This window comes from Brevibacterium sp. CT2-23B, from assembly GCF_013168765.1.
GTDB classification, from domain to species: Bacteria; Actinomycetota; Actinomycetes; order Actinomycetales; family Brevibacteriaceae; genus Brevibacterium; species Brevibacterium sediminis.
In genome coordinates this window covers 255676-280162 of sequence record NZ_JABBYK010000003.1, presented here as the reverse complement: position 1 = coordinate 280162, position 24487 = coordinate 255676, and the positions used below count along the sequence as shown (strand labels likewise).

Annotated in this window: 24 protein-coding genes and 1 pseudogene; 16 read left to right on the top strand and 9 right to left on the bottom strand. The window is 63.3% G+C overall.

Features of this window, described 5'->3' with window-relative positions:
- Positions 1 to 43: 43 nt before the first annotated feature.
- Both HIM68_RS09835 and HIM68_RS09830 read left to right on the top strand, forming a co-directional pair.
- Complete coding sequence (locus HIM68_RS09835) at positions 44 to 1732, top strand: L-lactate permease (protein ID WP_172171770.1); 1689 nt, start codon at positions 44 to 46, stop codon at positions 1730 to 1732.
- Between the two features lie 88 nt (positions 1733 to 1820).
- Positions 1821 to 3089 (top strand): alpha-hydroxy acid oxidase, encoded by a 1269-nt coding sequence (locus HIM68_RS09830; RefSeq protein ID WP_172171768.1) that lies wholly within the window; start codon positions 1821 to 1823, stop codon positions 3087 to 3089.
- 145 nt (positions 3090 to 3234) lie between these two features.
- Here the strand turns inward: HIM68_RS09830 and fepB are convergent, their stop codons facing one another.
- Positions 3235 to 4266 carry a Fe2+-enterobactin ABC transporter substrate-binding protein gene (gene fepB / locus HIM68_RS09825; RefSeq protein WP_172171766.1) on the bottom strand — a complete coding sequence of 344 codons (1032 nt, stop codon included), beginning with the start codon at positions 4264 to 4266 and terminating at the stop codon, positions 3235 to 3237.
- Between the two features lie 135 nt (positions 4267 to 4401).
- Here fepB and HIM68_RS09820 point away from each other — a divergent pair, with 135 nt between their 5' ends.
- From HIM68_RS09820 to HIM68_RS18995, 3 genes and pseudogenes are all read left to right on the top strand, one after another.
- The gene (locus HIM68_RS09820; protein ID WP_367647497.1) at positions 4402 to 5430 is read left to right on the top strand and encodes an ABC transporter substrate-binding protein; all 1029 of its coding nucleotides are present in this window, start codon (positions 4402 to 4404) and stop codon (positions 5428 to 5430) included.
- A 78-nt stretch (positions 5431 to 5508) separates the two neighbouring features.
- Positions 5509 to 6210, top strand: a complete 702-nt coding sequence (locus HIM68_RS09815) for an AAA family ATPase (RefSeq protein ID WP_172171764.1) — start codon at positions 5509 to 5511, stop codon at positions 6208 to 6210.
- Positions 6211 to 6992: 782 nt separating this feature from the next.
- A pseudogene (locus tag HIM68_RS18995) lies at positions 6993 to 7132 on the top strand (IS3 family transposase); the annotation flags it as partial.
- Positions 7133 to 7570: 438 nt separating this feature from the next.
- On the opposite strand, the gene HIM68_RS09810 reads toward HIM68_RS18995, so the two are convergent.
- Positions 7571 to 8236 (bottom strand): SGNH/GDSL hydrolase family protein, encoded by a 666-nt coding sequence (locus HIM68_RS09810; RefSeq protein WP_139467925.1) that lies wholly within the window; start codon positions 8234 to 8236, stop codon positions 7571 to 7573.
- A gap of 38 nt (positions 8237 to 8274) precedes the next feature.
- Complete coding sequence (locus HIM68_RS09805) at positions 8275 to 8802, bottom strand: helix-turn-helix domain-containing protein (protein WP_139467926.1); 528 nt, start codon at positions 8800 to 8802, stop codon at positions 8275 to 8277.
- 71 nt (positions 8803 to 8873) lie between these two features.
- On the opposite strand from HIM68_RS09805, the gene HIM68_RS09800 reads away from it, so the two are divergent.
- Genes HIM68_RS09800 through HIM68_RS09790 form a run of 3 tightly spaced genes read left to right on the top strand, consistent with a single transcriptional unit; the run spans position 8874 to position 10739 of the window.
- Positions 8874 to 9233: a hypothetical protein gene (locus tag HIM68_RS09800; protein WP_139467927.1), complete on the top strand. Its 360-nt coding sequence runs from the start codon at positions 8874 to 8876 to the stop codon at positions 9231 to 9233.
- On the top strand, positions 9230 to 9886 hold the full coding sequence (locus HIM68_RS09795) for an ABC transporter ATP-binding protein (RefSeq protein WP_253903881.1): 657 nt from the start codon (positions 9230 to 9232) through the stop codon (positions 9884 to 9886). The genes HIM68_RS09800 and HIM68_RS09795 overlap by 4 nt, the downstream gene beginning before the upstream one ends.
- A gap of 58 nt (positions 9887 to 9944) precedes the next feature.
- Positions 9945 to 10739 (top strand): ABC transporter permease subunit, encoded by a 795-nt coding sequence (locus tag HIM68_RS09790; RefSeq protein ID WP_139467928.1) that lies wholly within the window; start codon positions 9945 to 9947, stop codon positions 10737 to 10739.
- Positions 10740 to 10770: 31 nt separating this feature from the next.
- On the opposite strand, the gene HIM68_RS09785 is transcribed toward HIM68_RS09790, so the two are convergent.
- Positions 10771 to 11178, bottom strand: a complete 408-nt coding sequence (locus tag HIM68_RS09785) for a VOC family protein (RefSeq protein WP_172171762.1) — start codon at positions 11176 to 11178, stop codon at positions 10771 to 10773.
- Positions 11179 to 11251: 73 nt separating this feature from the next.
- Here HIM68_RS09785 and HIM68_RS09780 point away from each other — a divergent pair, with 73 nt between their 5' ends.
- Positions 11252 to 11830 carry a TetR/AcrR family transcriptional regulator gene (locus tag HIM68_RS09780; RefSeq protein WP_172171760.1) on the top strand — a complete coding sequence of 193 codons (579 nt, stop codon included), beginning with the start codon at positions 11252 to 11254 and terminating at the stop codon, positions 11828 to 11830.
- Here the strand turns inward: HIM68_RS09780 and HIM68_RS09775 are convergent.
- Positions 11825 to 12301, bottom strand: a complete 477-nt coding sequence (locus tag HIM68_RS09775) for a MarR family winged helix-turn-helix transcriptional regulator (protein ID WP_172171758.1) — start codon at positions 12299 to 12301, stop codon at positions 11825 to 11827. The genes HIM68_RS09780 and HIM68_RS09775 overlap by 6 nt on opposite strands.
- Before the next feature lie 18 nt (positions 12302 to 12319).
- On the opposite strand from HIM68_RS09775, the gene HIM68_RS09770 reads away from it, so the two are divergent.
- On the top strand, positions 12320 to 13390 hold the full coding sequence (locus HIM68_RS09770) for a GNAT family N-acetyltransferase (protein WP_367647496.1): 1071 nt from the start codon (positions 12320 to 12322) through the stop codon (positions 13388 to 13390).
- A 43-nt stretch (positions 13391 to 13433) separates the two neighbouring features.
- Here HIM68_RS09770 and HIM68_RS18825 read toward each other — a convergent pair whose 3' ends face one another.
- Both HIM68_RS18825 and HIM68_RS18820 read right to left on the bottom strand, forming a co-directional pair.
- Positions 13434 to 13856, bottom strand: a complete 423-nt coding sequence (locus tag HIM68_RS18825) for a LysR substrate-binding domain-containing protein (RefSeq protein ID WP_367647494.1) — start codon at positions 13854 to 13856, stop codon at positions 13434 to 13436.
- Positions 13853 to 14290 carry a LysR family transcriptional regulator gene (locus tag HIM68_RS18820; protein WP_367647493.1) on the bottom strand — a complete coding sequence of 146 codons (438 nt, stop codon included), beginning with the start codon at positions 14288 to 14290 and terminating at the stop codon, positions 13853 to 13855. The genes HIM68_RS18825 and HIM68_RS18820 overlap by 4 nt, the downstream gene beginning before the upstream one ends.
- A 112-nt stretch (positions 14291 to 14402) precedes the next feature.
- On the opposite strand from HIM68_RS18820, the gene HIM68_RS09760 reads away from it, so the two are divergent.
- On the top strand, positions 14403 to 15323 hold the full coding sequence (locus HIM68_RS09760; protein ID WP_216657055.1) for an EamA family transporter: 921 nt from the start codon (positions 14403 to 14405) through the stop codon (positions 15321 to 15323).
- 64 nt (positions 15324 to 15387) lie between these two features.
- Here the strand turns inward: HIM68_RS09760 and HIM68_RS09755 are convergent, their stop codons facing one another.
- Positions 15388 to 16797 carry a PLP-dependent aminotransferase family protein gene (locus HIM68_RS09755; protein ID WP_172171752.1) on the bottom strand — a complete coding sequence of 470 codons (1410 nt, stop codon included), beginning with the start codon at positions 16795 to 16797 and terminating at the stop codon, positions 15388 to 15390.
- Here HIM68_RS09755 and HIM68_RS09750 point away from each other — a divergent pair.
- Positions 16796 to 17755: a DMT family transporter gene (locus HIM68_RS09750; protein WP_139467934.1), complete on the top strand. Its 960-nt coding sequence runs from the start codon at positions 16796 to 16798 to the stop codon at positions 17753 to 17755. The genes HIM68_RS09755 and HIM68_RS09750 overlap by 2 nt on opposite strands.
- A gap of 595 nt (positions 17756 to 18350) precedes the next feature.
- Here the strand turns inward: HIM68_RS09750 and HIM68_RS09745 are convergent.
- Positions 18351 to 19529 carry an alpha/beta fold hydrolase gene (locus HIM68_RS09745; RefSeq protein WP_172171750.1) on the bottom strand — a complete coding sequence of 393 codons (1179 nt, stop codon included), beginning with the start codon at positions 19527 to 19529 and terminating at the stop codon, positions 18351 to 18353.
- Positions 19530 to 20191: 662 nt separating this feature from the next.
- Between HIM68_RS09745 and dnaK the strand changes: the two genes are divergently transcribed.
- The 4 genes from dnaK to HIM68_RS09725 all read left to right on the top strand — a co-directional run bounded on the left by dnaK (position 20192) and on the right by HIM68_RS09725 (position 24381).
- Positions 20192 to 22054: a molecular chaperone DnaK gene (dnaK, locus tag HIM68_RS09740; protein ID WP_139467936.1), complete on the top strand. Its 1863-nt coding sequence runs from the start codon at positions 20192 to 20194 to the stop codon at positions 22052 to 22054.
- A complete protein-coding gene (locus HIM68_RS09735) occupies positions 22054 to 22728 on the top strand; it encodes a nucleotide exchange factor GrpE (RefSeq protein WP_172171748.1) in 675 nt (224 codons plus the stop codon). Before dnaK ends, HIM68_RS09735 begins: the two co-directional genes overlap by 1 nt.
- A gap of 181 nt (positions 22729 to 22909) precedes the next feature.
- Positions 22910 to 23926, top strand: a complete 1017-nt coding sequence (locus HIM68_RS09730; protein ID WP_172171746.1) for a DnaJ C-terminal domain-containing protein — start codon at positions 22910 to 22912, stop codon at positions 23924 to 23926.
- A 14-nt stretch (positions 23927 to 23940) separates the two neighbouring features.
- Complete coding sequence (locus tag HIM68_RS09725; protein WP_062241058.1) at positions 23941 to 24381, top strand: helix-turn-helix transcriptional regulator; 441 nt, start codon at positions 23941 to 23943, stop codon at positions 24379 to 24381.
- The last annotated feature ends 106 nt before the right edge of the window (positions 24382 to 24487 follow it).

Below are 24487 nucleotides of genomic sequence, written 5' to 3'. Positions count from 1 at the left end.
GAACGGACCCGATGTGGGCAGGCCCGGCCGATTTGGAGAAACCATGTACACACCTGAAATCGCACCGGTGGCCGACAGCCTGCTGTGGTCGTCCCTGCTGGCGATCCTGCCGCTGCTGACGATCTTCGTCACCCTCGGCGCGCTCAAATGGAAGGCCCACTGGGCCGGACTGACCGCCGTCGGTGTCGCTCTCCTCGTCGCGATCGCCGCCTACGGAATGCCGGTCGGACTCGCCGCGCTCTCGGCGACACAGGGGTTCGCCTTCGGACTGTTTCCGATCATGTGGATCGTCATCACGGCGATCTGGCTCTACGAACTCACCGTGCGCTCGGGGCACTTCGAGGACCTGCGGTTGGTCATCAACGTCATCTCCGATGACCCGCGCATCCAGGCCATCATCGTCGCCTTCTGCTTCGGCGGCCTCCTCGAAGCGCTCGCCGGATTCGGTGCCCCGGTGGCGATCACCGGTGTCATGCTCGTCGCCGTCGGCTTCACCGCTATGCGAGCGGCCGTCGTCGTCCTCGTTGCCAACACCGCGCCCGTGGCCTTCGGCGCCATCGCCATCCCGATCATCACCGCCGGCACTCTGACGGGAATCGACTACCAGGACATCGGCGCCATGGTCGGTCACCAGACCCCGTTCCTCGCCGCGGTCGTGCCGCTCTTCCTCGTCCTGCTCGTCGACGGGCGTCGCGGGCTGAAGCAGATCTGGCCGCTGGCCCTCGTCGTGGGCATCGCCTTCGGCCTCGCCCAGTGGGTCTCCGCCACGTTCCTCTCCGTCGAACTCACCGACATCATCGCCTCCCTCGTCGGCCTCGCAGCCGTCGTCATCATGCTGCGCTTCTGGAAGCCGAAGGGCGGTCAGGACGCACTCGACCGCATGGCCGATGAGCGCGAACACGAAGGCGCCGATGCTCCCGATGCCGGCGGTGCCTCTGCTGCCGTTGCCACCGATGTGAAGAAGGAGACCGCGCCGCTGACCGGGTCCCGAGTCTTCCTCGCGCTCTTTCCCTATCTGCTCGTCATCGTCATCTTCTCCGTGGCCAAACTCGTGCCGGTAATCAACAACTGGCTGGCCTCGACCGATGTGAAGATCCCCTGGCCCGGACTGGATGGGAACATCCTCAACGCCGCCGGCGAAGTCTCGACGAGCACGGTCTACAACTTCCAATGGCTGTCTTCCCCTGGCACCCTGCTGCTCATCTCCGGCATCATCGTCGCGATCGTGTACAAGATGTCGGCGAAGGACGCCTTCGATGTCTTCATCGTCAACGTCGTGAAGATGAAGTTCTCGATCCTCACCGTCGGCTCCGTTCTCGCGCTGGCCTATGTCATGAACCTCTCGGGCCAGACGATCACCATCGGAACCTGGATCGCCGGCACCGGAGCCTTCTTCGCCTTCCTCTCGCCGATCCTCGGCTGGCTGGGCACTGCTGTGACCGGTTCGGACACCTCGGCGAACGCACTGTTCGCGACCCTGCAGCAGACCGCCGCACACGAGGCCGGGCTCAACCCGCTGCTGCTCGTCGGCGCCAACAGCTCCGGCGGCGTCCTCGGCAAGATGGTCAGCCCGCAGAACCTCACCATCGCGGCCACCGCCGTCGGTCTGCTCGGCAAGGAGGCCTCGATCCTCCGCCGCGTCATCGGCTGGTCCCTGGGCATGCTCGTCGCCATGTGTCTGCTCGTCGGACTCCAGTCGACGGTGCTGTCCTGGATGGTCCCCGGCTCCTGAATCCGCGCGGCGCCGTCTTGCCGATCGGACCACCCGCACCAGCCACCACCCACTTCTCAACCACCGCCTAATCAAAGGAGCGAAAAACATGGTCAAGAGGCAGATTCCTCAGCCGGCCGAGATCTTCGAGCTGATGAAGTTCAAGAAGTTCGAACTCGACCCGAAGAAGCGTCGCTTGGAGAATGCGCTGACGATCGAGGACCTGCGCAAGATCGCGAAGCGCCGGACCCCGGCCGCGGCGTTCGACTACACGGACGGGGCCGCCGAGGGTGAGATCTCGATGGAGCGCTCGGTCCAGTCCTTCCGCGATATCGAGTTCCACCCCTCGATCCTCAAGGACGTCACGAACGTCGACACCTCGACCCAGATCATGGGTGGCAGCTCGGCCATGCCCTTCGGCATCGCGCCGACCGGCTTCACCCGACTCATGCAGACCGAGGGTGAGACCGCCGGCGCCGGAGCCGCCGGAGCTGCCGGCATCCCGTTCACGCTCTCGACGTTGGGCACGACGTCGATCGAGGACGTGAAGAAGACCAACCCGCATGGGCGAAATTGGTTCCAGCTCTATGTGATGAAGCAGCGCGACATCTCCTACGGCCTCGTCGAGCGGGCGAAGAACGCCGGGTTCGACACTCTCTTCTTCACCGTCGACGCCCCCGTCGCCGGTGCCCGACTGCGCGATACCCGCAACGGCTTCTCGATTCCACCGCAGCTGACCCCGCAGACGATCCTCAACGCCATCCCTCGTCCCTGGTGGTGGTGGGACTTCCTGACCACCCCGAAGCTCGAGTTCGCGTCCCTGTCGGAGACCGGCGGCACCGTCGGCGAGCTCCTCGATTCGGCGATGGACCCCTCCATCAACTTCGATGACCTCGCCGAGATCCGCGCCATGTGGCCCGGCAAATTCTCCGTCAAGGGCGTGCAGACGCTCGAGGATGCGAAAAAGCTCGCCGACCTCGGCGTCGATTCGATCGTCCTGTCCAACCACGGCGGGCGCCAGCTCGATCGCGCGCCCGTGCCCTTCGAACTCCTCCCCGAGGTGGCTCGCGAGATCGGCAAGGACGTGGAGATCATCATCGACACCGGAATCCGCAACGGCGCCGACATCGTCGCGTCGTTGGCGCTGGGCGCGGACTTCACGCTCATCGGCCGCGCCTACCTCTTCGGCCTCATGGCCGGCGGTCGGGCCGGAGTGGACCGGACGATCGCGATCCTCGGCGAGCAGGTCGAGCGCACCATGCGCCTGCTCCAGGTCGCCGATGTCTCCGAGCTCAACCCGTCCCATGTGACCCAGCTGCGTCAATTCAACCGCGACGAGCGCGCGGAGATCATCAGCTCCCGCCCGGCCAAGGGCTGATTCGCCGAGGCGGCCCCGCGGAGGTCGATCAGATCGCCGAGGCGGCCCCGCCGGGGCCGCCAAGACGGGGCTCCGTAGGCAGAGAACGGACGGCCGGCAGCGAGAAGAATCTTCGTTGCCGGCCGTCCGTTTCGGGTTCAGGTGATCACTTGCCGAATTCGTCCTCGATGCGGTCGAGGACGTTCGTGGCGGAGTAGTAATCGAGGCGGAATGAGTCGAGGCCCATCGGGTAGACGGCATCGTTCTTCACCGCCGGTGTGCTCTCGACCAGCGAGTTCTTCGCATATGACGCGGCTGTCTTCTCGTTCGCGTTGAACAGGAACACGGATTCGCCGGTGGCGGCCTTCGACAGGTTCTCACCGGTGACTTCGACGATATCGGCGCGTTTGCCCATTTCTCCTTGGCCGGCTGTGCCTTCGGGGACCTCGGCGAGTTCGAAGCCGACCTCCTGGAGGAGCTTGCCTTGAGCGGATTCCGGGGTCCAGATGTTCGCGCTGGCCCCGGATCCTCCGCCCTTGGCCTTCTCGTTGAAGATCATGCCGGTGACCGGCTGCTTCGGGGCGTCGATGGCGGACTTCACCTCCTCGGCGCGGGAACCGAATTCGTCGTTGACCTTCTTCGCCTCATCCTCGTGGCCGGTGATCTCACCGAGCTTGGCAGTGACCTCCTGCCAGTCCTTGTCCCCGTAGTCGATGACGACGGTCGGGGCGATGTCGTTGAGCTGATCGTAGATGGCGTTCGCCGAGTCCTGGCCGGTCTTCGAGACCACGATGAGGTCGGGTTCCTCGGCGAGCACGGCCTCGACATCGGGGTCGCCCTGGTAGAGGGCTTTGACGTCCTTCTCCTTCGCGACGTCGCTCCACTGCGTGAAGAAGCCTTGATCGTCGGCAACGGGGGAATTGGGCATGGTGGCCCCGGAGGCGGTGACCGGTGCGTCGACGGCGAGGAGGCTGCCGGTGAGAGTCACCGAGGTGGAGACGATCGATTCGGGAGCTTCGTCGATGGTCACTTCGTGGCCGGCGTCGTCCGTGATCGTCAGGGGCCATTGACCGTCGGCGGCGGTGTCGCCATCGCCGGAGTCGGAAGAGCCGGACCCGCCGCAGGCGCTGAGGCTGAGAGCGGTGGCGAGGGTGACTGCGGCAAATACGCGTGTGCTGCCGGGTTTGACGCGGGACATAGGGAACCTTTCGAGAATGTTCGCTTGCGAAGATGAGCCTAACCTAAGTAGACCCGGGAAACTGCATTCGTGGTGCGATTCAGCGGAAGGTGCGGCGTGTCGAGCGAAGTATCCACTTAGGGTAGGCTCATCTTCGTGAAATCGACTCTGAAGAATCGGGCGGTTGCTGTGGCCGCCTCAGCTCTGACCATTGCCCTGTTCGCTGTCGGCTGTGCCGCCGAGGGTGACAAGGGCGCCGACGGGGACGCCGGAAACAAAGATGTTGCGACAGGAGGCGAGGCCTTCGGCACTGCTGATGAGGAGACTGCGAAGCTCGGCAGCGATGCCGAGGCTGGGGTCTTCCCGCGGACGGTCAAGCATGCGAATGGCACGACGGAGATCGAGAAGAAGCCCGAGCGCGTCGTCGTCCTCGACACGGGAGAGCTCGACGATGTCCTGTCGCTGGGCATCACACCCGTCGGCATGGTGACGACCGAAGGCGCCAGCCCGGTGCCGAGCTATCTCGAAGACCAGGTCAAGGGAGTCGAGACGGTCGGCACGATTCAGGAGCTTGATCTCGAGAAGATCGCCTCACTCGAACCTGACCTCATCCTCGGTAGCCAGCTGCGCGCCGACAAACGCTATGACGAACTCGACTCCATTGCTCCGACGGTGTTCTCGATCCGTCCCGGTTTCCCGTGGAAGGAGAACTTCCGCCTCGTGGGTGAGGCGATGGGCATGGAAGACGAGACGACGAAGGAGCTTGAGGAGTACGCTCGCGAGGCTGGAGAGCTCAAGGACTCCGTCGACGGCGACCCGACGATCTCGCTCGTGCGCTTCATGCCTGATCGCCTCCGCCTGTACGCGAATCAGTCGCTCATCGGAGTCATCCTCCACGATGCCGGGTTCAAGCGCCCGAAGAATCAGGACGTCGACGAGCTCGCCGTCGAGATCTCTCCGGAGAACCTCGACCAGGCGGCCGGCGACTATGTCTTCTACACCAGCTATGGCGATCCGGAGGCGACCGGGGAGAAGAAGGCACTCGAGTCGAGCCAATGGAAGGGTCTCGACGCGGTCCAGGACAGCAAGGCCATCCGCGTCAATGACGATGTCTGGTTCCTTGGACTCGGCCCGACCGGGGCCGGTCAGATCCTCGATGATCTGGAGGGCCACCTCGGCGAGTGAATCTCCGAGAGATTTCGCAGTGACGGCGAAGAAATCGCCTCTATGCTGACTCTCATCATCTGACTCGGAGAGGCCACCATGGGATCAGCAGCCGCTGCGAGAGGCGACGACGGGTTCGTTAAGGAACTCGACCGGAATTTCAAAGGGCGCGAAAGCGGCCCATCGGGCAGTGCTGCGGTCACTCCTCTCGTTGTCATCGCCGGGGTTCCCGGGGCAGGCAAGACCGAAGCGCTCAGAGTATTACGGGGCCGATCGCCTCGGGTGCGGTCGGCAGACCCGGAGGGCGTGCGACGTCAGCTGCGTCAGTGGGTGCCGTGGTTGCCGTACGCGCTTGTTCGACCGATTCTCCACACGATCGCCCATCTCCGCGTGCTTGCGCTCATGCTCAACAGGGGCGGCGGACCGCTGGTCATCCATGATCCGGGCACCCGCCGATGGAGTCGCCGACTCATTGTGAGCCTTGCAGGAATTCTCGGATATCGACCGATGATTGTCTTCATTGATACGGATCGAGATTCCGCGCTTCGCGATCAGGCGCAGCGGAAGAGGCTTGTCAGGCGACGCGCCTTCGACCGACATTGGAGGCGCTGGAGCGAACTGCGCGAGCGCATCCTTCGTGGTGACAGCCTCGGTGACGGTGAGCCCTGGGGCCGTGTCGTGCTGTCGCATCGGGGTGCTGTTGTCGATGATGTTCTCGGCCTGCTCGATACCGCAGCGGCTGTAGGATCTCGTTACTCTTGTCAGAAGCTCACCGAGGTGACCTTGGACATGACAACTTGAGGAGACCACTTTCGTCTCACTAAGTTGTCATTTTCTTCCAGTACCTACCACAGAGTAGATGAAAGCCTAAAGATGAGCTATCGCGGTGCAACATTGCGTAAAGGAGTGAGCGCCCGCTTTGCGGTCAAGTCGCTCGGGTAAAGTCATATCACCTACGAGTGTTCGACGACGAGCAGGATCCGCCTACTGTCAAGGGAGCTTGGATTGACTAGGTCCACGCTCGTCAGCGATCTCAATGTCTGACCTCTGCCTGCCAACATCAGGGCTCACAGGCGGTGGAAGTGCATCCGATCTCATTTAACCTGTAATCATGCCATGAAAGTCATACGACGTTCGCACACTGAGGGCGAAAGCCATCTCCTCGCTGCGGACTGGCGTCACAGCGTTCAACGCACTGGAAAACAATGGAAGAGTGACCACAGTCTTGATCCATCTTAAGCATTGTTTCGAAATGCTCCTCGAAGCAGCGCTGCTCGCTACTGGAGACAAGAATGTCTTTGACAAAGGGAAACGAGTAGCCACAGATTGAACCGTCCTTAGTTTGATTGAGGGTGTGACAGATATCCGGAAGGACGGCCCTTTTACCGAACCCGAAGGATCCTACCGAGCTCCACGCGCGTACCACACGGTTGGCGGTGGAAGCTCGCCGAGACCCTGCGATGCGCAACGGCGCGATCGCTCGGATCGCTGAACAGACCGGTGTCCACAAGGAAGCTCTACAGACGTGGGTCAAGCGCGCTTAAGATGACGATCTGCCCACGACGCCGATCGACTCCACAGCTCGGATCCGGCAACTGGAGGCTGAGAATCGGGGGCTGAAGAAGACGAACGAGATCCTCCGGTCAGCGACCGCGTACTTCGGCAAGGCGGAGTTCGACCGCCTACGGAAGTGATCGTCGCTTTCCTCGACGAGCACAAAGACCTATAGGGCACTGCGCTACACACGACCAATGACCCTGAAGCCGAAGCGGCCGGCATCCGTGAAGTCGACTTGGAGATAAAGTTCTACATGGGAAAATATGACCTGGCCGACAAATCAAACGTTAACCGCACCCGAGCCACAGCTCTGCGCAGGCACTTGGGACTAGGCAATGACGACGACCATTTTTCGCACCTCTTTCGACTAGGTACCCAGAAAACGTTGCGACACTCGGATAACGCGCTACGAGCGATGCGAGATGCGCTACGCCAAGTTGATATAGAGAGGGTCTGGGCAGCGCACCGTCCTATCTCAGCAAAAGTAGCCGACAGTCTTCCTGCATGTGACCAACTAGGCAGCGCCCAGTAGGTAAAAGTAAGGAACTACGCTCTGATCGCCTCAGAAGGGGCCGGATGACCCGCATTGTTTGACTGTGGAGCTTCAGCCAGCATCGCGATCTACCATCAGGTCCGCGACGACCGGCGCGAGTGCGACACCCAGGGCGTGGTGCTGGTCGGCGTCGAGATGCACGCCGTCGTGCTTGCTGCTGGTGGTGATCGTGTTCGAGTCGAAAAAGACGCAGTCGGTGTCTTCGCTGACCTGTCGAATTGCCTGCGCGAGACCCTGTGCGGCGATATCCCCGCCCGCGAACTTCGGGCCGATCGGTCCTCGAGGGTTGTCAAGCTGCGGGGGCGCGATGACGAGAATCGGCGGGGTAGGCATCCCGGGCTCGATCGGCGCTGTCCTGATCGCGTTGATGAGCGCTGCGATGCCCATCGCGGAGTGCCAGGGTTTGTGCTGGTGCATGGATTGGAAGTCGTTCGTGCCGAGTAGGAGAATCACGAGGTCGAGCGGGGATTGCGCTTCTATGACCTGTTGGATGCCGCTGAGGGCGTTCCGCCCAGGTTTGTATGGGTCGTCGAAGGCGGTGCGACGCCCGTTGAGACAATCCTCCGTAAGCCGGATGCGACCGTCCCTTCCCGCGTTGAGCGCGGCGTGCAGGACTCCGGGCCAGCGCTCTTCGAAGGGAAGTCGCTGCCGAGTCGTCGGGACTATGCCCCAGGTCAGCGAGTCCGAGTACACAAGGATGTGCTTCGTCGTTGGCATCTTGTCTCCTTTGCGTTGCCGTCGTTCTCTTTACGCGTTCACGGGTCCGGAAGGAGGATCGTGGCGAGGTTGACGCGTTGCTGACCGTCCTCCCGTTCCGTCAGGTAAGGGGCCAGTAGCTCGGCGAGGCTGGACTGGATCGTGGCGAGATCCTCCCTGTTCACGTACAAGGGCGTTCGCGCGAAACCGACCAACTCACGGGCTTCGGGAGAACCCGCGCTGAGGAAACGATCGAAGTCACCCGTGACGTCTCCCAAGAAAGTCAGGAAGGCTGTGTTTAGCTGCGCGCTGCTCATCGCAGAAAGCTCGGCGTGGTCAATCGCTGCCATCCGGTCCCCTAGCGCCAAGGTTCGCTCGATCGCGCCACGAGATCTGCGCTCATTGACCACGGCGACAACCTCGGCATCGAGGAGGGCCGCTACATGTCGATAGAGCGTGGCCTGCGGGATATCCGGGAGCGCCTCGCGCAACTGTGCCGTCGTGCGGTTGCGACCACCCAGCTGCTGGATGATCCGTAATCGCACGGGGTGCAGCACGACCTCTGCCAGAGCAGTCTTGTCCGGCACCTTGACTCCTCACTGTTATCATTATGATAATGTTCTCGTTACGATTCTATTCTAGCGACCAGGAGAGAACGATGACGAACATCACGTACGACCAAACGGGAGTACACGTGCAGTTTCCCGGCTGGGAGGCGACGATGACGGGCTTGCCGAAGCTGTCAATTCCGAGGGCGGCGATCCGTGGTGTAACGAGCGAGCCGGGATGGACTTCCGAGATCCTCGGGATGAAATCCGGTCTCGTCATCTCTGGCTACCGCAAGCTGGGCACGTTCAGACACCCTTCGGGAGTGCGGCGCCTAGTCTCGATGAAGCGCGGTCACCCGCTGCTGCGGATCGCCGTCGACCGGGCCGCCGTCGGGTTCGACGAGGTCCTCCTGAGCACCGATGCTGCAGAGTCGATCGCGGCAGACCTCCGATCGGACGTGCACTCTTGAACGCTGCGATCGAGGTAGAGGCGCTCTCAAAACGGTTCGGGGCAGTCGTTGCGCTCGAAGATGTCACCTTGAAGGTCGAGTACGGGCGCGTCGTCGGGTTCCTCGGGCCCAATGGGGCAGGGAAATCGACGCTCATGCGCGCACTACTCGGCCTAGTTCGCTCCGACAGCGGTGAGGCTCACATTGCTGGCCTTCCGTATGCCCACCTGCCTGCGCCCGCAAAGACCGTGGGCGCGGTCCTGGACATTGCCTCAGCGCATCCACGCATGACGGCACGCGCTCACCTTCACACGTACGCGGCACTCGGAGGAATGGACCGGTCGCGGGTCGACACCGTGTTATCCCTCGTGGGGGCGCAGTCGTACGCCGATCGTCGGATCGGCACCTTCTCCACCGGGATGCGCCAGCGCCTCGCGCTGGCCACCGCGATGCTCGGCGACCCGGACATCCTCGTGCTCGATGAGCCGTCGAACGGTCTCGACCCAAGCGGAAGCGCCTGGCTCCGCACATTCCTGCGCGAGTTCGCCGATGCTGACGGCGCGCCGTACTGCTCTCCAGCCATGTGCTCAACGAGGTTGAGCACACGATCGACGACGTCATCCTCATCGACCGAGGCCGCACCGTCTGGGCGGGCGCACTCGAACGACTCGTAGCGCAAGATGCTCCCCTCGAAGAAGCCTTCCTGCGCCTCACGCAGAAAGGACTCCTCCTATGAATGCCGTCTATGGCGAAGTCGCGCGACTGAGCGGCACCGGAGTAGCACTGCGGTCGACACTGGTTGCGCTCGCGTGTGGTGGCGGATTGCCGCTTCTCCTTGCGCTCACCGGACCGCAGAACGCCCAGCCTCCCATGCCGGACATCGACACCCCCGAAGGCGTTGGATTCGTGCTCGGCATCGGAACCGTGCTTCTGTTCGTCCCCGCGCTGATCGGGACCATCGCGATCACAAACGAGTATCGACACCGCACGATCGGCACGACGTTCCTCGTCGTTCCTCGTCGGGGTCGAGTACTCACAGCCAAGCTCGCCGTGTACACAGCGCTGGGCATTGTCTACGGAATGGTCGCATCCCTGTCGGCCTTCCTCGCCCTGATCGTCGCAACATGGATGCGCGGTGTACCGCTGGGCGTCAATGTGGTGAATCTGGTACCGGCACTCATACAGCTCAGCCTCGCCGCTGCCGCCTACATGCTGCTTGGAGTAGGGATCGGCGCGTTGGCGCGTTCACCCTTCGTCGCGATCGGCGTCGTGCTCGGCTACTTCCTGTTCGTCGAGTACGTCCTGATGATGGTTCCTGGCGTCAATGCGATCTACCCGTTCCTGCCGGGCGGCGCGACGGCATCGCTGACGAGTTTCGACTTCCTCACCGGCGCGATCGCGAGCCAGACAGCGCTGACGCCTGCGACGATGGTCTCACCTGTGCTCGGCGCTGCGATCCTCGTGGCATACGCGGTCATCGCGGCGATTCTCGCCATCTTCGTTCCCCTTCGGCGAGACCTGAGGTGAACGGATCCAGGGTCTCGCCGAACGGGAGCCTCTATGGCTGCATATACGCGCTCGCGTAGTCCTCACTGGGAGCCACGGGCTGGATGATGTCGAGCAGCACACCATCGGGGGCAGCAATGATGAAGTGCCGCTGACCGAAGTCCTCGTCGCGAAGCGGTAACACCACGTTCACCTCTGTTCTGCCGGCCAGCTGCTTGTGGACGGCATCGACGTCGCTGACTTCGAGGTTGACGATCACTCCTCGGGGAAGTTCACGGTATCCGGCCGGCACCGTGGAGTGATCGTGAGCCAAGATCGCCAGCTCGAACTCGCCTAAGCGCAAGCTGACATACCAGTCGGATTCAAAGGTCGTCTCAAAACCGATGAAGTCGCGGTAGAAGGACGCCGCGGCGTCGACATCGCGAGACATGAGCACGGGATAGAGGCTGGTGACGGACATTGCACTCCTTTACGTACGATATGCATGTAACGAAGCCAGTATACATACACACTGTACGTAAAGGAAGAGGACCATGCCCCGCGCCTCCGCAGCCGACGCCGCCCAGACAGCCCAACGCATCCTCGATTCCGCGAAGGAACTCTTATCAGCGCGAGGCTTCAGCGAAGTCTCCGTCGATGACGTCGCCCGGGACGCCGGGGTCACACGGGGGGCGGTCTACCACCACTACCGGAACAAGGTCGCGCTGTTCGGCGAAGTCGCCGCCCGACTCCAAGCCGACGTCGCACGAGCTGTCGTCGCGGCAGCCGAGAATGCAGACCCGCAGCCTCACGAACAGCTCAAGGCCGGGTCGCACGCATTCCTCGATGCGATCACGAACGGAGCCGCCATGCGCATCCTGCTCATCGATTCACCAGCAGTGACCGGCTGGCAGGAATGGCGCCGACTTGACGCAGAGAATTCGGCGACGCATCTGCGAGAGGCACTACGTGAGGCAGGAGTTGCAGAAGACATCCTCGATGCGTCGACCGCGCAGCTCTCCGGCGCGATGAACGAAGCAGCCCTGTGGACAGCCCAACAGAACGACATCGACCTGGCTCGTCGGCAGTCTCATCGGGCCCTTGACAGACTGCTCACGGCCTACGTGTCATAGAGCCGACTCTGGAGCATGGGAGAGTTTTCCAGAGATTCGCACGATGTCGAGGAGGTCGCGCGCGTCGAGCCGATCGGTGAAGCGGCGGCACACGGATTCCAAGTGCACGGCAGTCGCTCCACGAAGGGCGTCGAGACCGAGGGGGGCGAGTACGAGCAGACAGCCGCGACCGTCTGCCGGGTCGGGATCACGGCGAATCAGCTCTCGCGCTTCCATCCTGCCGGCGTGACGCGAGAGCCTGCTCCGCGACCACCCCATCTTCTGCGCCTGGGCATGCAGTGTGCTCGTCCTCTCCGGCGCTTCGACCAGGGTGCTGAGCACCTCGTAGTCGGGCTCCGAGAGACCCGACGCTGCAAGGTCGTGCACCACACCGGCCTGCACTGCGATCGTCATGCGACGAAACGCGCGCCAGGCGACTTCCTCATCCTCGTTCAGCCACGGCGCCGCGGACCCCATCCTTTTCGTTGACATGTAATCATTCTACGATCTATGCTCGTTTACATGTCAATGAAATCTCCTAGAGTCGTGATCCTCACGTGCAGCACCAGGCCAGGAGCTATGGGCCCGGCGGTTGCAGACTGGCTCCTGCGAACCCTCACCCCCGACGCCGACGCACTCGGCGTCGAGCTTCAGCATGTGTCGTTGCGCGATCTCGACCTCCCGTTCTTCGACGAGGAGGAACATCCTGCTGTTGGCGCGTACCGAAACCCGCACACCAAAGCGTGGAGCAAGATCGTCGACGAGGCGGATGGCTTCATCGCGGTCACGCCGGAATACAACTACGGCATGCCCGCGACGCTCAAGAACGCCCTCGACTACCTGAGCCAAGAATGGGCATGGAAGCCCATGGGGTTCGTGAGTTACGGCAACACCTCGGCAGGCACCCGATCCGTGCAGCACGCGAAACAGGTGATAACGACACTTCGTCTCGTCCCACTCGGCTCGACCGTCGCCCTGCGCCTGAAAGACACGATCGATTCGACCGGGGTGCGCCCGGGCGCACAGCTGACCGCGTCAGCGAACAGCTTGCTGGAAGAGCTGATCAGACTAGCTCACGCGCTCAAGCCCATGCGGGAGGCTGCACGGCCCGGTAACGGAGTTGGGCCGCTGCCCGGTAGCTATACACGCCCGTTGACTCCCAACGACGCACCTCATGTACTGGTTCTGCAGCGATGCTGCTGGGTCGACGAGGCGTTGAGCAACGAAACACTAGACCTCACTCCGTTCACCGAGACCCTCGACGACGTGCAGGCCTGGCTCACCGACTGGGAGACGATCGGACTCTGGCTCCACGGTCGTCTCATCGGAATGGTTCGCGCTCGACGCGCATCGCGAACAGGGTGCATCGGCAGACTCGCCGTCGTTCCCGATCTCTACGGACGGGGAATCGGGCGCTGGCTCCTCCGGCACGCGACGGATGCTCTCGCCAGCTCCTGCGACCGGATAGAGCTCAGCACCGGATCGCGAAGCACGAAGAACATCCATCTGTACACGAGCGAAGGATTCGTCCAGCAAACCGAGAATCCCGAAGGAGCAGTCGACCTTGTCAAGCGTTTTTGAAGCGAGGTCCGGTGGACTGACATTCGGCTCCCTGCGAATGCACCTACGTGTCGTCGCCCGGTTGAGGCATCGGCAGGCTTTCGAGGAATGCTCTTGCTGCGGGGGTGGAGTTGAAGCTGCTCCACGCGAGGTACTCGATACGGGTGGGGCCAGCTGTCACCGGGATCGTTCGAAGGTCGTTGCTGCCGGCGGGGATGACAGCTGGTGAGAGCAGGGCGATCACGAGGCCCTGCCTGACCAGGTCGACGATAAGGTCGGCGCTCATCGCTTCGAAGGCGACCTCGCGATGGACACCAGCGGCCTGGAATGCGAGGTCGGAGGGAACTCGGCCGGGTGTTCCCTCGGGAAAGTCCACGAACACTTCATCGGTCAAGTCTTCCAACCGTAGTCTGCGACGCCGAGCCAGTGAGTGTTCAGCGGCGACGACGACGATGAGCCGCTCCCTGGCAAGAACGCGCGCGTTCACGCCTTTCGGGGTGCGCTGTCGGGCAGCCCGAGCACTGCGACGTCCATACGGCCCTCGCTGATCGCGGTGATGAACTCATCGCTACCGCCGCCTCGGAGCTTGATCCGCACCGCAGGGTGGGCGCGATGGAAACGCCCCAGTACAGTAGGTATATCGATGGTGGTCACCGTCGGAATCACACCGATCGTGAGACTGCCTCGAATCTGCCCGTCCGCCTCCGCCGCCTCGGAGACCGCCCGTTCAGCCGCATCGAGACTCTCTCGTGCTCGTGCCAGGAATGCCTCGCCGGCGGCCGTGGTCTCAACCCTGCGGCTGGTGCGCGCGAACAACCTCACCCCGAGTTCGCGTTCGAGCGCCTTGATCTGGTGACTCAGAGCGGACTGCACCACGAGACACCGCTCTGCCGCGCGAGTGAAGCTGCGATCCTCGGCCACCGCGACCACATACCGCATCTGCTGAAGCTCCACACTTCAATGATCCTTGTTCATCACTGGGATCACAACAATGTCCTGGACTCATGGGCATGCCGGACCCGACGATGTAACCATGAGCATCACGACCTCACCGCGCACGCCTCCAAGCGTGCAGGCAGAATCCACGAGCCAGGCCGTGTGGACGATACTGACTGCGCTCACCCCGATGGCCTGGGGCACCACCTACATCGTGACCACGCACCTACTGCCCGCAGGGCATCCTCTCTTCGCTGCGATGATGCGCTCGCTTCCCGCAGGTCTGCTCGCGCTCTTGATCGCGAGGCAGTTGCCGCTCGGTTCGTGGTGGTGGAAGAGCCTCGTGCTCGGCACCTTCAACATGGCCGCATTCTTCCCGCTGCTCTTCCTCGTAGCCCAGCATTTGCCAGGCGGAGTAGCAGCCACGCTGGGTGCGGCACAGCCCATCGTGATCGCGTTCCTCGCCGTGGCGATCCTGCACGAAAAGCTCTCGCTCTGGCGAGTCACGTGGGGCGTGCTCGGCATGATCGGCGTTGCGCTCGTCGTCCTCGGCCGGAACGCTGCGATATCACCTCTTCGTGTCCTCCCGGGCTTGGGCGGTGCCGTGTCGATGGGCATCGGAGTTGTGCTGACGAAGAAGTGGGGGCGCCCCGAAGGGGTCTCCGCAGTAGGTCTGGCCGGGTGGCAACTCACCGCGGCCGGTCTTGTCCTGCTGCTGCCGGCTCTGCTCATCGACGGCATTCCGCCCGGTATCGACGGTAAGGCCGTGCTGGGGTACGCCTGGCTGGGGCTGATCGGGGCGCTGCTGACCTACACCATCTGGTTCGCCGGCATCCGGCGTCTGCCCGTGACGGCAACCGCCCTGCTCGGGTTGCTTTCCCCGCTCGTCGCGGCGGGGCTCGGCGCCGCGATCGCAGGTGAAGCCTTGACCCCACTCCAACTTCTCGGCTTTGCCGCCGCACTCATCTCGATGGTCGCCGGTCAACTCCCGCCACCGAGCACGAAAGACCACGTCTGATCATGCGAGCCGCTGTATTCGGTGCGACCGGCAAGGTCGGGAGCGCTATCCTCACCGAAACGATTCACTGTCTGTTTGCGAGGGCCTGTCCGATGATTCGCGCGGCTTCGGGGAACGCGCTGGGGTTGGGTCCGGAGTAGTTCAGACGGAGATAGCGGCCGGTTGGCTCGGCGGGAAACCAATCGTCGCCTGCTGCGATGATGACCCCACGAGCTTCGCATTCTCGGGCAAGCTGGAGCAGGTTCGTGTCGTCGGGCAGTCGCAGCCAGAGGTTCAGGCCGCCGTACGGTACGGCGTCCAGGCACGCCGCCGGAGCGTGCTCGTGGAGCGCGTCGACGAGGAGATCGCGGCGGGTGGCGAGCTGTTGCCTGAGTGAGCGCAGGTGCGTGCGCCAAGCCGGTTGCGTGACCACATCGACCGCGATGGCTTGTAGGGCGGAGCTGACGTACATCTCCTGGGCCTGCGTGTCCGCGAGGATGCGATCACGGGCAGGGCCGCGCGCGATCAGGCCCGCGACCCGGACTGATGGAGAGACACTTTTGGTGAGTGAGCGGATGTAGACGACGTGACCGCTGTCGTCACGGGCGGCGATGGGGACAGAATCGGTAGTGATGCCGAAGTCGTGCGCCCAGTCGTCCTCGATGAGGAACGCGCCGCGCTCGCGCACGATCCCGAGCACCGCGTCACCCAGTTTCGCCGACCACTGGCCGCCGGTGGGGTTGGCGAAGTTCGGTTGCGCGTAGAACGCGCGTGCCCCGGTCTGCGCGAAGGCGCGGTCGAGGTCGTCGGGGTTCGGGCCGTGCGGCCCGGACGGGATGGGTACGAGTTGCACGCCGACCTGCGCGGCGGCGAGCATCGCCCCCCAGTAGCTCGGTGACTCGATGAGTAGTGGTCGTCCCGCACCGACAAGGGTGCGGAAGAGAGTGCTGAGGCCACTCTGGCTACCCGGCACGATTACGACATCCCTTGCGGCCGGGGCGGTGAGATCCGTGGGAGTGATCGCGCCGAGTTCAGCGGCGAACCAGGATTGCAGCTCGGGCAGGCCTGCAGCGGGCGGGCGGCTCACCGCCGCCTCGCTGCGTGCAGCGCGAGCGAACGCGGCCCGTACCAGACGTTCGGGCAGCAGCTCCCTGTCGGGGTAGCCCGAATGCAGGGCGATCACATCGTTCGGCGTTGTGCGCAGCGCCACCGACGAGGCCGGGATGCGGTGCTGCGGGGAGCCGAGCGCTGCCGTCTGCCAGCCGTAGTCGTTCGGACGGACCTCCCGGACCCTGCGCACGAACGTGCCGACGCCCGGCCGCGACTCAATCACCCCCTGACCGATGAGGGTGCGCAGTGCCTTCTGCACCGTCACCGGGCTGGCCTCGAATCGCGCGACAAGCTGCCGCGTCGACGGAAGCTGTGCGCCCGCAGGAGCGACCGCGAGCCACTCGCCAAGTGCCGACACGATGCGGTCACTGCTACTATTAATCATGAATCACAACAATAGCGCTATTGTATATTCTGTCAAACTGCTACCAGTATCCCGTTCCGGCCTGTGGTGGGGGCTGCTCGGCGTGACCGCATTCTCGTTCACCGTGCCGTTCACCAGGGTCGCGGTGGAGAACGGGCACATGTCGGCACTGTTCGTCGGGTCGGGCCGTGCGGTGATCGCGGCCGTGCTTGCCGCCTTCGCCCTCGGATTGACGCGGCAAAGACTCCCGCGAGGGAGGCAGTGGGTACAGGTCGCGGTGGTCGCGGGCGGCGCGGTGGTCGGGTTCCCGCTGCTGACGTCGTTTGCCCTCGAGACAGCGCGCGCGAGCCACGGGGCTGTGGTGATCGCGCTGCTGCCCGCAGCGACGGCGGTGATTGCGGCGCTGCGCACGGGGGAACGACCCGCACGCTCGTTCTGGGTCGCCGCCGCGTTTGGTGCTGTCGCTGCGGTGGTATTCGCCGTGATCCAAGGTGGCGGTTTCGGCGGGCTGCACTTCTCCGACCTGCTACTGTTCGCCGCCGTCGTCGTTTGCGCGGTCGGCTACGCGGAAGGCGGATTGCTCTCGCGCAGCTTGGGGTCGTGGCAGACAATCTCGTGGGCGCTTGTGCTCGCCTCACCGCTGATGATTCTACTGACCGGCATCGCCATGGTGCAGCAGCCTCACATGGGCACCCTCGTGGAGTGGGGCGCGTTCGCGTACCTCGCGGTGGTGAGCATGTTCCTCGGGTTCTTCGCCTGGTATCGTGGCCTCGCCATCGGACCGATGGCAGAAGTCAGCCAGGTGCAGCTCACTCAACCGGTGATGAACATCCTCTGGGCAGGCCTGCTGCTGGGCGAGCACATCGGCTGGCAGACCGTTACCGGCGGCATCGCCGTGATCGGCTGCGCACTGCTTGCAGTTCGCGCCCGCAACCGAGGAAAGCAGGCAGGTGTACGAGACACACTCCGCGCTAACTGATGACTGATCTCGGAGAAGTTACGGGCTGATCCGTGGCAACCCGCAGGTTCGGTGGGCCCGTAGCGGTTGCACCAGATTCGCAGCGTCTCGCCGCCGACACCGAACCGCGGGGTGAGCGCACGATTCGACTGCGAGCGGGGCCGGGCACTCGTAGACCATGCGCATGGTGCGATATCGCAACTCTTGACTGAACTCCTTGGACATACTCCCGTTCCCCTTGCTAAGACCTGGAGCGAACCCCAGGGCGCTTCACCGCTATCTGCGAGTGCTGGGGCGTCTCGTACACGCCCATAAGGTCGTCGAGTGGTCGTGGAAGAGAATCGCTAGGAATCGCCGAGCCTTGTTCTGGTCGATGACGCTCATTCGCGACGAGCGGGGCCTCGACCCCGCCTCCACCGCCTAGCTGTACGAGAAACTGGGCTGCGGCTCCGTGCGCCGCCCTCGTTTGGACATATCAGGGCTAAGAAGACCACCACCGGAACGATTAAGCGCCCCCTCAACGCGTGGGAGAGCGGGCATTCCGCCTCAACGGTCAAGAGCTCCAGCGGGGCCGTGGTCCTGGGCCGTTCGGCCTAGGAAGGGCCGCGGGTAGTGCTCAGGGTTCGAGCAGGCGCTTGAGGTCTTTTGCGAATTCTGACGGCTCTGAGCTTGCGCCGAGGTGGTTACCTGGCATGTCGACTAGGGGCAGTCCTAGACGTTCAGCGAGTATTTGGGTTGCCCGCCGCGCGAGTTGATGATGGCTCAGTGAGCCTGCACACAGCGTAATCGCAACACGTCGGATGGCCTCAATATCGGGTACGTAAAAGACTGATGGACCGGCCATCTGCCCTAGAAAGTAGCGATTCTTTTCGAGTTCCTCGGCAGGTAGCTCGGGCATCGACATATGGGCGGGAGGTGTCTGATCTGGTCCCGTATGGTGGGCAGCGCCACTGAGATCAAAGAACTCCTGCACTGCCCGCTGGGGATCAGCCTCCGCGGCTTCAAACACCGCTGCAGCTCTGTCCGCTAGCTTCGAATCAGCCACGAGGGACACGAGCGGCGGCTCATGCAACACGGCCCGGCCAACCATTTCAGAATACTGCTTGGCCAGTTCCAACAGCGTCACGGCGCCGCCACTGGTTCCGACGAATAGGGCGGGTCCTCCGGTGAGCCGGTCAACAAGCGCAGCAAGATCCTCGGCAAGTACCTCGGGCGTGGGTGCAGCCATCCCCAGGACTGCACGACTGGCACCGACACCACGTGGGTCATGGGTGACGACGGTATAACGGTCGGAAAGCTCATGCGCTAGCGGTGCGAAACCAGCCCGCCCCGCCGGCGCACCGACCAGGAACAACAGAGGCCCCTCCCCCTGGAAGTCGAACGCAATCGTGCAATCTGTTCGCTCGAGAAGGTTCACCGAACCGGTGATTCGATCGCTGAAATCCATGATCTTCCGCGTAATTACATCGAGCGCTCGGTCGAGCTCCTCACGCCTATCCTGGACGCGACGGCGATGGGCTGTCAGTAACTCCACTCGAAGTCCGGCCAGATCAGCCACCTTGTTGTCTGCGCCCGTGAACTTCGCGATATCAGCCAGAGGCATCCCCGTCTCACGGAGATGAACCAGCATGCGGATCAACTCGACGTCGGCCGTCGTGTACTGACGGTGTCCCGCACTGTCGCGTCGTGGAGACGGTATGACCCTCTGGCGCTCGAAGTATCGTATCGTGTCCGGTTCCAGACCGATCCGTGCCGAGACTTCGGCAATCCCAAACAGCTCATCTCGTTCACTCATGCCTCAAGCTTCACCCCTGAACCGAGGTTCAGGTCAAACGAAGGGAATGCTGAAGGTTTGTTTGACTCTGACCTGACCCATGGTTTGGTTTCCACTCGAAGTCCGCCAACCACAATCGATCGAGTTCTAACCGGCTTTCGAACGGTATATGGTCGTTTGTGGTCGCGGACCAAAACAAACCGGGGTAGTGACGTTGACGCGCGTATGATCTGGGCGACCGGACCGGTAGTCCCTTCGAAAGTCGGGTGCTGTCCACAGCTCCCACAGTGGTGGCTACCGATGTGCCCTCCTCGGTGAGGTACATCAGTTCCGTGTCCAGCAACGTCTCCGTTGTCATGTTTCCAGCATCCTCGCGCCGACATGAAACTGGGAACACCGACACGCCTCCGACGCGAAATTGAGATTCCGACACGAAATCCGAGAACCTACAGCAGCTGTCTGAAAAGAACTTCTCTCCCGCTGGAATAAAACCATTCTCAGCAAAGTTGAGTCTAGTGTACGCAACTTTGATGAGGCCGACTTGACGGTCGGAACCTCGAAGAGAATACTTGAGTCCGGTTGGCTCAATGTGTGCGGTCGAGTGGTTCTGACTCAAGAGCCGGAGCCGCCCGATCGCACACATTCGAGTCGCAGGAACTCACGATCTGTAAGGAGAGAAAACTATGGCACGTGCAGTCGGTATCGACCTCGGAACCACGAACTCCGTCGTCACCGTCCTCGAGGGCGGCGACCCGAAGGTCATCGCAAACGCGGAAGGCGGTCGCACGACCCCGTCCGTCGTCGCAGTCAACAAGAACGGCGACTCCCTCGTCGGTGAGATCGCCAAGCGCCAGGCCGTCACGAACATCAAGAACACCGTCGCATCGGTCAAGCGCCACATGGGCACCGACTGGTCCACCGAGATCGGCGGCAAGAAGATGACGGCCCCCGAAGTTTCGGCCCGCATCCTCCAGAAGCTCAAGCACGACGCCGAAGAGTACCTGCAGGAGAAGGTCACCGACGCGGTGATCACCGTTCCCGCATACTTCAACGATGCTGAGCGCCAGGCAACCAAGGACGCCGGTGAAATCGCCGGCCTCAACGTCTCGCGCATCATCAACGAACCCACTGCTGCCGCTCTGGCCTACGGTCTCGAGCGCGGCAAGGAAGACGAGCTCATCCTCGTCTTCGACCTCGGTGGCGGTACCTTCGACGTCTCCCTGCTGGAAGTCGGCAAGGACGAAGACGACTTCTCCACCATTCAGGTCCGTGCGACCTCCGGTGACAACCGCCTCGGTGGTGACGACTGGGATCAGCGCATCGTCGACTGGCTGGTCGAGCAGGTCAAGAACAACTACGGCGTGGACCTGACCAAGGATGCCACCGCTCTGCAGCGCCTCAAGGAAGCCGCTGAGCAGGCCAAGAAGGAACTGTCCTCGGCCACCAGCACGAACATCTCGCTGCAGTACCTGTCGATGAGCGAGAACGGACCTATCCACCTGGATGAGACCCTCACCCGTGCGAAGTTCGAGGACCTGACCAAGGACCTCCTCGAGCGCACCAAGGCTCCGTTCCACGCAGTCATGAAGGACGCCGGTGTCTCCGTCAGCGACATCGACCACGTCGTCCTCGTGGGCGGTTCGACCCGTATGCCCGGCGTCTCCGCCGTCGTCACCGAACTCACCGGTGGCAAGGAGCCCAACAAGGGCGTCAACCCCGATGAGGTCGTCGCCATCGGCGCCGCCGTTCAGGCCGGTGTCCTCGTGGGTGAGCGCAAGGACGTCCTGCTCATCGACGTCACCCCGCTCTCGCTCGGACTCGAGACTAAGGGCGGCGTGATGACCAAGCTCATCGAGCGCAACACCCCGATCCCGACCAAGCGTTCGGAGACCTTCACCACCGCTGAGGACAACCAGCCCTCCGTGTCGATCCAGGTCTTCCAGGGTGAGCGTGAGTTCACTCGCGACAACAAGAACCTCGGCACCTTCGAGCTGACCGGTATCGCTCCGGCTCCGCGCGGTGTGCCGCAGATCGAGGTCGCCTTCGACATCGACGCCAACGGCATCGTCCATGTGTCGGCCACCGACAAGGGCACCGGCACCGAGCAGTCGATGACGATCACCGGCGGTTCGGCACTGCCGAAGGAAGACATCGACCGCATGGTCCGCGAGGCCGAGGAACACGCAGAAGAGGACAAGAAGCGCCGTGAGGCTGCCGACGTCCGCAACAATGCGGAGAACCTCGCCTACCAGACCGAGAAGCTGCTGACCGACAATGCCGACAAGCTGCCGGAAGAGCTCAAGACCGAGATGCAGGGCGATGTCGACGCCGTCAAGGAAGCCCTCAAGGGTGAAGACGACGACGCCGTGAAGAGCGCCTACGACAAGCTCGTGGAGAACCAGCAGAAGATCGGCGAAGCCATCTACAGCCAGCAGGGCGGTGCCGAAGGCGCCGAAGCTGCCGGTGAAGGCGCAGCCGATGCGAGCGCAGACGACGATGTCGTCGACGCCGAAGTTGTCGACGATGAGGATGAGGAGAAGAAGTAATGACTGCCGAGGGCAACGACAAGTCGTCCGAGGAGCCAGGCTTCACCTTCAGTGACAAGCGCCGGGTCGATCCGAACACCGGTGAGGTCCGTCCCGAGGCCGACGCCCAGTCGGCCTCGGCCGGGGCCGGCGAGGAGCCGACCGCGGACCCGAATGCCGAACAGGCTGGCGCGGCCGATGCCAGCGACCTCGGTGTGGACATCCCGTCCGATGCCTCGGGTCTCGAGGACATCGAGCCGGAGGCCGAGCCCGAACCGGGTTCGGAGGCAGCGGGGTACCTGGCCGACCTCAAGCGCATCAACGCCGAATATGCGGCCTACCGGATGCGGGCCGACCGTGAACGTGAGCGTGCGGCGCTCGGCGGCACGATCAAGGTCGTCGAGGCCCTGATCCCCGTGCTCGACGAGGTCAAGCTCGCTCGCGACAACGGCGATGTCACCGGGCCTTTCGAGACCCACGTGAACAAGCTGGTCGAATCGCTGAACAAGCTCGGCGTCGAGCAGTACGGAGAGGTCGGCGACGAGTTCGATCCGAACATCCACGAAGCGCTCATGCAGCAGCCTTCGGATGAGGTCGAGAATCCGACGCTCTTCCTGGTCATGCAGCCGGGCTACCGGATCGGGGAGCGCATCATCCGCGCCGCCCGCGTCGGTGTCCAGCAGCCGGAGGACTGAGCAACGACCACGATCGCCGAGGCGGCCGCCCGCCCCGCACGCCGGTTCACCGACGTACGGGGCCGGGGAACCGCCTCGGCGGCGGTCCGGATCTTCGGGGCATCGCCCCGGGGATGCGGATTGTGAGAGGACAAGTGAATACCCTGATGACAGGATTGATTGGAAGGAAAGGAGGTGCCAGGTGAATACCGGACCTCAGAATGATTGGTTCGACAAGGACTTCTACAAAACCCTCGGCGTCTCCAAGGATGCTTCCGACGCCGAGATCAAGAAGGCCTATCGCAAGCTCGCGCGCAAGTATCACCCGGACGCCAACCCCGGTGATGAGAAGGCCGAGGAGAAGTTCAAGGAGATCGGCCAGGCCCACCAGGTGCTCTCCGACAAGGAATCCCGGGCCCAGTACGATCAGGTCCGCGTCATGGGCGGCGGCGCCAGGTTCAGCGCCGGTTCCGGTGGACCCGGCGGGGCTGCCGGCGGCGGATTCGACGACGTGTTCTCCGACCTCTTCGGAGGCGGCGGACGCACCCGGACCCGCACGACCTACGGCGGTGGGGGAGACGTTCCCCCGGACCTGGCGGATCTGCTCGGCGGATTCGGCGGAGGTTTCGGCGGTGGCGGCGGATACGGTGGCTACCAGCCTCCGGTCAAGGGCGGCGACATCAAGTCGAGCACGACCCTGTCGTTCACCGAAGCCATCGACGGCGCCTCGGTGAAGCTGAACATGCCCGGCGGGAAGCCGCTGACCGTGCGGACCCCGATCGGGGTCAAGGACGGACAGAAGATCCGCCTGGCCGGCAAGGGCAAGGCCAGCCCCAACGGCGGCGAGCCCGGTGACGTCATCCTCACCGTGCACGTGAGTCCACACCCCGTCTTCACCCGCGATGGTGACAACCTGCGGATGGATCTGCCGATCAGCTTCGACGAGGCGGCCCTCGGCGCCGAGGTCAAGGTGCCGACTCTGGGCGGAATGCCTGTCAAGGTCAAGGTCGCGCCGGGTACACCGTCGGGACGGACCCTGCGCGTGCGGGGCAAAGGTGTGAAGACGAAGAAGGGCACCGGCGATCTGCTTGCGACAGTCGAGATCGTGGCGCCGAAGAACCTGTCCAAGGAAGCCAAGCAAGCGGTCGAGTCGTTCAAGGCCGCCACTGAAGGTGAGGACCCACGCGCCGGCTTGCTGGACAAAGCCAAGGCCAGCTGAGGTGGTGAATCACAATGCACATTTCATCGAGTGCGGCGGTGTATGTCATCTCGGTGGCCGCGGATCTGGCGGGCATGCACCCGCAGACGCTGCGGCAGTATGACCGACTGGGTCTCGTCTCTCCGGAACGCACTGCGGGCCGGGGCCGGCGTTATTCCGGGAAGGACATCGCCAAGCTGCGACTGATCCAGCAGCTGTCGCAGGACGAGGGAGTCAACCTCGTCGGGATCAAGAAGATCATCGACCTGCAGAATCAGGTCGATGCGCTCAAGAGCCGCAACGAGGAGCTCGAGGACGAGGTTCGGGCACGCCGGTCGGCGCAGGAACGCGATGCGCGTGTCTTCGCGGCCGGAACCGTGGGCGGAGACGTCGTCTCGATCTCGAGGGGACGACGCCCACAGGGTCGCCCTGAGCCGGGAGCTCTGGTGCTGTACAACCGGTACCGACGCGGCTGATCCTGACGAGGCCCGACTGGGACGCTGAGAACAGCGTCGAGGCGGAGTGCGAACCGAACTTTCGGTGCGCACTCCGCCTTTTCGCGTTGCTCGACGAATCCAGTTC